Source organism: Dehalococcoidales bacterium, from assembly GCA_035529395.1.
Taxonomy (GTDB): domain Bacteria; phylum Chloroflexota; class Dehalococcoidia; order Dehalococcoidales; family Fen-1064; genus DUES01.
The window spans coordinates 1-6,187 of sequence record DATKWT010000187.1 but is presented as its reverse complement, the minus strand read 5'-3'; the positions used below and the strand labels follow the sequence as shown (position 1 = coordinate 6,187).

Sequence of the window (6,187 nt, the reverse complement as noted above, 5' to 3'; positions counted from 1 at the left end):
AACGTATTATTCTTCCGCCAAAGGTCGAGTATCCTCTCCTCCACCTGTGGGAAACTCACCCTGCTACTCACCGGTTGAAACATGGCTCTCACCCCCTATAAAGAAAATATCCCGCCCCAAGGGACGGGATTAATTATAACCCGCGGTACCACCCTACTTCTCCGGGAATAGACCGGAGCACTTATCCAGGGTACGTATTCATACCCCCGTCAGGGATAACGGCTGACGACTCCGGCCAAGCCTACACAGCATCCGCTCCTCAGACCGGCGGCCTTCGGTTGGCAGCTCGGGAGGGATTTTCGGAAAGCCGACTACGTCTGCTCGCACCATACCAGACTCGCTGGGTACCGGTGTCTTTCCTACTCTTCTCCGTCAACGCACTTACACTTGAAAGGTTAACACGTTATGGAAAACAAAGCAAGTACAGGGACATTCCAAGAACCTGTTTTATTGCCGTGAAGTTAGTCCTGACTACCCTGGTCGGGCGAAATCACTACCTTGCGGGCGTCGCCCTCACCCGTGCTTTCCGTGGTGATATCGGGATGGTCTGTCAGGGCCAGGTGGATGATGCGTCTCTCGTAGGCAGGCATCGGCTCCAGGGTGAAGGGCACCCCTTTTAGCCTCACCTGCTCTGCCATGCGCACCGCCAGGGCCTGCAGTGCCTCGGAGCGGCGCTGTTTGTATCCCTCCACGTCAATGATAACAGGAGTCCAGACCTTCATCTGCTGGTTAATGATGAGCCTGACAACGTACTGAAGGGCGGCCAGGGTCTGTCCGCGTCGCCCTATCAGGATGCCCAGGTCTTCACCCTGTATGTTGAAGGCAAGCGGGGCCGTGACCTGTTCTTCACCGTTGGTCGTTTGAAGGTTTTCCGGCATGGTAGTAGCTTCAATATCCATCAGGTCCAGAAGCGTCTCCAGAATCTCCCCGGCTACTTCGGCCACATTCTTCTTATTGTGCTCATCCTCTTCTAATTCAGACATGGGTGACAATCGCTCCACTTGTATCACGGCTTTTTCGGTACCTACGCCAAAGATACCGGACTTACCTTCGCTTAGGACGTCGACCTTTATCTCTTCGCGACTGGCGTTTAGTTGATTCATAGCTATCTGAATAGCCTCTTCCACGGTCTTCGCGCTGATCTCCAGTGGTTTCATCATCCGACCCCTCTTCCTCTGACGGTCTTGCTACTACTATATCGGCATCACCGGCGTGTTTTCCTGTTTGTTTATACTCTATCGGGGCATAGCGTTTCGGAGGTTTCCGGGTGTCTTCCACTTTCCTGCCACCAAACAGCGTGGACAGGCCTCCCCAGCCGCTGATGAAATACTGCATGACAATGCTGATAATGTTCGATGCCACCCAGTACAGGGCCAGGCCACTGGGGAACTGCAGGGTGAAAAAGGCGAACATCAGCGGCATCATCCAGAGCATCATCCGGCCCTGGGCTTGTTGGGCAGGGTCGGCCGACTCCGGTGTCATCATCTTCTGCTGGAGCCACATAGACCCGCCAACGAGTATGGGCATCAGCATCATAGTATCCGGGACCGACAGGTCCAGCCAGAGGAACTTGCTCTCCAGCGGGACCAGATAGAACACCTGTGGCCAGGTGTCATAGAGATGCCGCGAGAGGTTCAGGAACTCCTCCGGGGTTGCCGCCAGCACCCGGATTATGGACTGATAGAGGGCAATCCAGACAGGCATCTGAATGAGCATCGGCAGCAGGCAGCCGGCGGGACTTACGCCCGATTGCTTCATCAGTGCCATCTCTTCCTTGGCACGCCGCTGCTTGTCCTTGGCGAATTTTTTACGGATTTCGGCAATCTTCGGCTGGAGTTCCTGCATTCCTTTGCTCGCCTTGAGTTGCCTCCGGGTAAGGGGATACATCACGCCCCGGATAATCATGGTGAAGATGATTATCGTCAACCCGAAACTATTCAATAGATAGTCCGAGATTACAATGAGCACGTTTATCATCGGGCTCAGAACGACTGTATCCCAGATTACTCCTGCGTCCAAAAAAACCTACCTCACTCGCTGGTCTCGGCGGAAAGCGTGTACTTCCGTCCCGCTCCGGTCTCCGTATCTATGGCATACAGGAAGTTTTCCATAGTGTGCACGTAGACAGTGGTACCGTCAGCAAAGAGTGGTGCGTGTATGCTTTCCTCAAAGTCCTGTAGCATGGTCTGTTGTCTGCTGGTCGTATCCAGCGCAAAGACCTTACCTTCCTGCTTGGCACGGTTGGTGGAGGTGGTGGCTACAATAACGCGGTCATTGACCAAGACCGGTGCGGAACTGATTGGCCCTTCGAGGTCAAAGTCGCTGATTCTGTTACCGCTGGTGGCATCGATGACGTAGACTTTGCCGTCCAGGTTCGGGGCATATACCGCACCATTGTGCACCAGTAGCGTCGCCCAGAACCATCCAATGGGAGTGTCCACTTCATCATCAGTTTCAGGGAAACGCCAGACCTCCCCGCCGCTGGTTGTGTCCACGGCATAAACCCGCCGGTCAAAGGAGCCGATATAAACCCTCCCGCCGGAAACAACGGGGGTTGAAACGATAGTACCTTCGGTCTCGAACACCCATTTCTGAGTGCCGTCAGCAGTGTTCAGAGCATAGAGCTTGTGGTCGAAGCCGCCGATAAACAAGGTATCGCCTTCAACGGTCGGGGTTGACCAGATTTTGCTCCCGGTCTCGAAGGTCCATAGCTTGTGACCATCAACGGCATCGAGGGCATACACTATCCCGTCAGAGGCACCGAAGTATATACGTCCATCTGCGACAATAAGACCGCCGATAATGCTCCCGCCGATATCTCCCTGCCGGGATATCCACCGCGGCTCGGCCCTCAAACGACCGCTCTCGAAGAGATACGCCCTGACCTTACCGTCATAGCCCCCGATATATACCAGGTCTCCGTTAACGACGGGAGAGCCGTACACGGCTACCGCCGAAGAACCGGTGGGAACGCATCCGAAGCCACTGGACTGTGCTTGAGCCACCAGCGTGACCGGGTTGCCGCGGAGGTTGCCGTCGGACACGCCCAGGGCTACCAGTTTGCCCTCCATGGAGCCGACAAAAATAGTACCGTCGGAGACGACACCTCCGGCCCAGCCCTGCGCCATCTGGCGGCCGGCAGTGGTGCAACCTGATACGGTCATAACGCCGACAAGCAGCAGCGCCAGTATCAGTAGTACTCTTTTATGTCCGTTCTTCACTTGTCCATCTACCCTGGTAAAACCTTCTCCTGCCGACCGGCGGCCCGGAAGGTGTCTTGTCAGACCGTCCCGGCACACACCGTCTGCGGGCAGTAACTCACACTGAAGGAAGGGAACTGATATGCTACCTCCATTAACGGCACAGGAACACAGCTACCGAAAGCGTTATGGTACAGGATCGTAACCACCGGCGCGGAACGGATGGCAGCGGGATATTCGCTTCACACCCAGCCAGACACCTCTCAGGAAACCGTACTTTGTGACGGCTTCGTAGGTATACTGGGAACATGTCGGGCTGAAACGGCAAGACGGTGGCATAACCTGCGATATCGTCAACTGATATAATCTGATTAGTCCTAATGCCAGCGCTTTCACTTTAGCCTACAACTTAGACCGTCAGGCCAGCGGTTTCCAAAAGGTGCGCCCGGGTCAGGAGCATTTCGATTGCCTTCCTGATACTGGCGTAGTCCGCTGCTGCCGCCGCCGGGCGGGCGATGAACACGATGTCCCATCCGGCCCTGAGTGGCGTCCGGCGTAATATCTCGCGGAGCCGACGCTTGACCCTGTTTCTGACTACCGCCTTACCGACCCTCTTGCTGACCGAGAAACCACACCGGGACAGAGGCAATCCGTTGGGTAGGGCTCTCACCACCACCAGGTCGCTGGCCCAGGTATTACCCCTGGCATAGACCAGCGCGTATTCCTTTGGTCTGGTAATGTACTCCCTTCCCCCGACAACTCCGCCGTCAGACAATTCGACCCTCAGACTACGGTCAGTCGCTTGCGACCCTTCAGTCGCCTCGCTTTCAGAACGGCCCGGCCACCCCGGGTGCTCATTCTCTTAAGAAAGCCGTGTTCTCGCTTTCTTGGTATCTTTTTAGGCTGGTAGGTCCTTTTAGGCACAGTAACGGTTACCTTATCTTCTGCGGATTCTCCGTAGCAGACACTATCGGATTGCGCTACGCTTCTACACTAACGGTCCGCATCTTGCGGACGTGCTCCGGTGTATACGGCAACAGGGCAAGATGCCGCGCCCTCTTGATTGCTATCGTTAGAGGTCGCTGATGTTTGGCGCAGGTTCCCGTACGACGGCGTGGCTCTATCTTCCCCCTGTCGGAAATGTAGTTGCGCAGTTTATCCGGTCTCTTGTAATCGATAGCCTCATTCTTGTTGACGCAGAAGAAGCACACCTTACGCCTTGGTGCGTATCTACCTCTACCCCATCTGGAACCTCTTCCTCCGCTGGGACTTCTTTCTTTACTGCCTCTACTACTGGTACTTGTTGGTCTGGGCACTATTCATAAACTCCGTTAAAAAGGAATATCATCCGGCGAAAATTCACCTGTATCACTCTCGCCTACCTTTGCGTCAGGAGCGGTTGCCTGTCCTTGCCGGTCAAGGAACTTAACTCTGTCTGCTACGATTTCATTGCGAGACCTTGTCTGCCCGTCCTGGCCTTCCCAGGTCTTTAACCTCAGTCTACCCTCGATATAGACCAGCCGGCCTTTGGTCAGGAACTGGTTGCACTGTTCGGCCAACTTGCTCCAGCAGACCACGTTGAACCACTCCGTTTCCTCTTTGCGCTCCCCCTCTGCGGTGGTGTACCTCCAGTTGGTGGCAACGCTGAACGATGTTACCGGCCTGCCATTGGGAGTGAAGCGCATTTCCGGGTCACTGCCGAGGTTGCCAATGACTGTCATCCTGTTTACGCTTACCATTGTCCCGAACTCCTTCTGCCTTCCCCGGTACCCCGGACGGCAGGCATCCACCTCATCTCAACTTAGCTTTATCAGCAGATGACGGATAACGTCCTCGGAAATCCTCAGGTTCGACTCCAGTTCCCGGTTATCTTCCGGCTTCATCCGGAATCGGCTCAGCACGTAGCTGCCTTCCCCGTGGTGCTTTATCGGGTAAGCTAACCTGCGTTTGCCCCAGCGCTCGACGTCCGAAACCACACCTCCCCTGCCGGTGACAAACCTGTTGACACTCTCTATCGCGGCTTCAAAGCCCTCTTCCTCTACCGTCGGGCTGACAATAACAACCAACTCGTAATCGCACAGCTGCTCTTCTTCTATATTCTGGATGTTCTCAGTGACCACTATCTACACCATCAGTCTTGATTATGGACAACATTATACTATACTATACGGGATGGTGAGAATACAAGTATCGGGGTTCGGTGGTTTTGGGTTGACAGCAATATACCGTCCTGATACACTTTTGCTAGGTAGAATTTCTGTTTCGTGCTTTTAATATATCCTTCCGCACTTGAATGGCCCCGTAGTGTAGCGGTCTAACATGCCACCCTGTCACGGTGGAGATCGGGGGTTCGAATCCCCCCGGGGTCGCCAGCAATATCTATGGCGTGCCACTCGTAGCTCAGTCTGAAGAATGGCTCCAGTTCTGCTCTTGGCTTGACGGCGACCACCCTACCGCCACTATCTAGCTTCACTTCCTCGAAGAGCACCCTGATCAGTCTGTTCCTCTGTTCTTGGTTAGCCTGCTTCCACGCTTCGGCAACACTCGACAGAAAGTGAGCCAATTGCTCAAGCTCGTCGTGCCTGTTTGCAGCTGGCACGAGTTGCCGGAGCGTGTTCTCCGTGTCCCTGTACTCGTTGAGGTATTCCTGCCGGGATATGTGCCCCCAGCGATACTGGTCTTTGAGTCGCTTCAGGCTTGCCTTCAGCCTTTCCTCCTCACCTTTCGTGTCATCGTACGCTTTCGCAAGCTCACTGCAGGCCTCAAGTATCCTGTGCTGGTAGTCTTCGGGAATGACGAAGGTCGTCAAGTACCACTCTATCTGGCTTTCGTACACGTCGAGGAAGGTGCCCTTGCTCGTACAACCAAGACCTCCGGCCCTACTGCCACAATAGACCCGTGGCTTACCTTGACGGTTCCGGTGAATGTGTATCTTTGACTTACAAGGCCTACACCAAATAATCCCTGACAAACTATATGTTGTCGCT

At 54.6% G+C, this 6,187-nt stretch carries 9 protein-coding genes, 1 tRNA gene and 1 other annotated feature; of the genes, 1 reads left to right on the top strand and 9 read right to left on the bottom strand.

Annotated elements, in window-relative coordinates; genetic code table 11:
- Window positions 1–116: 116 nt before the first annotated feature.
- Window positions 117–385: a binding site (T-box leader), on the bottom strand.
- Window positions 386–461: 76 nt separating this feature from the next.
- The 9 genes from jag to rpsF all read right to left on the bottom strand — a co-directional run bounded on the left by jag (window position 462) and on the right by rpsF (window position 5,320).
- A complete protein-coding gene (gene jag, locus VMW13_11390; protein HUV45415.1) occupies window positions 462–1,103 on the bottom strand; it encodes an RNA-binding cell elongation regulator Jag/EloR in 642 nt (213 codons plus the stop codon).
- Window positions 1,045–2,019: a YidC/Oxa1 family membrane protein insertase gene (locus VMW13_11385; GenBank protein HUV45414.1), complete on the bottom strand. Its 975-nt coding sequence runs from the start codon at window positions 2,017–2,019 to the stop codon at window positions 1,045–1,047. Before VMW13_11385 ends, jag begins: the two co-directional genes overlap by 59 nt.
- Before the next feature lie 11 nt (window positions 2,020–2,030).
- Window positions 2,031–3,221 (bottom strand): PQQ-binding-like beta-propeller repeat protein, encoded by a 1,191-nt coding sequence (locus tag VMW13_11380; protein HUV45413.1) that lies wholly within the window; start codon window positions 3,219–3,221, stop codon window positions 2,031–2,033.
- A 165-nt stretch (window positions 3,222–3,386) separates the two neighbouring features.
- The gene (gene yidD / locus VMW13_11375) at window positions 3,387–3,596 is read right to left on the bottom strand and encodes a membrane protein insertion efficiency factor YidD (protein ID HUV45412.1); all 210 of its coding nucleotides are present in this window, start codon (window positions 3,594–3,596) and stop codon (window positions 3,387–3,389) included.
- Between the two features lie 13 nt (window positions 3,597–3,609).
- The gene (gene rnpA, locus VMW13_11370) at window positions 3,610–3,975 is read right to left on the bottom strand and encodes a ribonuclease P protein component (GenBank protein ID HUV45411.1); all 366 of its coding nucleotides are present in this window, start codon (window positions 3,973–3,975) and stop codon (window positions 3,610–3,612) included.
- A gap of 8 nt (window positions 3,976–3,983) precedes the next feature.
- The gene (gene rpmH, locus VMW13_11365) at window positions 3,984–4,124 is read right to left on the bottom strand and encodes a 50S ribosomal protein L34 (GenBank protein ID HUV45410.1); all 141 of its coding nucleotides are present in this window, start codon (window positions 4,122–4,124) and stop codon (window positions 3,984–3,986) included.
- 56 nt (window positions 4,125–4,180) lie between these two features.
- Window positions 4,181–4,411 carry a 30S ribosomal protein S18 gene (gene rpsR / locus VMW13_11360; protein ID HUV45409.1) on the bottom strand — a complete coding sequence of 77 codons (231 nt, stop codon included), beginning with the start codon at window positions 4,409–4,411 and terminating at the stop codon, window positions 4,181–4,183.
- A 120-nt stretch (window positions 4,412–4,531) separates the two neighbouring features.
- A complete protein-coding gene (gene ssb / locus VMW13_11355) occupies window positions 4,532–4,939 on the bottom strand; it encodes a single-stranded DNA-binding protein (protein ID HUV45408.1) in 408 nt (135 codons plus the stop codon).
- 57 nt (window positions 4,940–4,996) lie between these two features.
- Window positions 4,997–5,320, bottom strand: a complete 324-nt coding sequence (rpsF, locus tag VMW13_11350) for a 30S ribosomal protein S6 (protein HUV45407.1) — start codon at window positions 5,318–5,320, stop codon at window positions 4,997–4,999.
- A 175-nt stretch (window positions 5,321–5,495) separates the two neighbouring features.
- On the opposite strand from rpsF, the gene VMW13_11345 reads away from it, so the two are divergent.
- Window positions 5,496–5,572, top strand: a tRNA-Asp gene (locus VMW13_11345).
- Window positions 5,573–6,187: the final 615 nt, after the last annotated feature.

Bases quoted from the DNA above. Each gene is read 5' to 3' on its own strand.
- ssb (HUV45408.1), bottom strand. From the start codon at position 4,939: ATGGTAAGCGTAAACAGGATGACAGTCATTGGCAACCTCGGCAGTGAC.
- jag (HUV45415.1), bottom strand. From the start codon at position 1,103: ATGAATCAACTAAACGCCAGTCGCGAAGAGATAAAGGTCGACGTCCTA.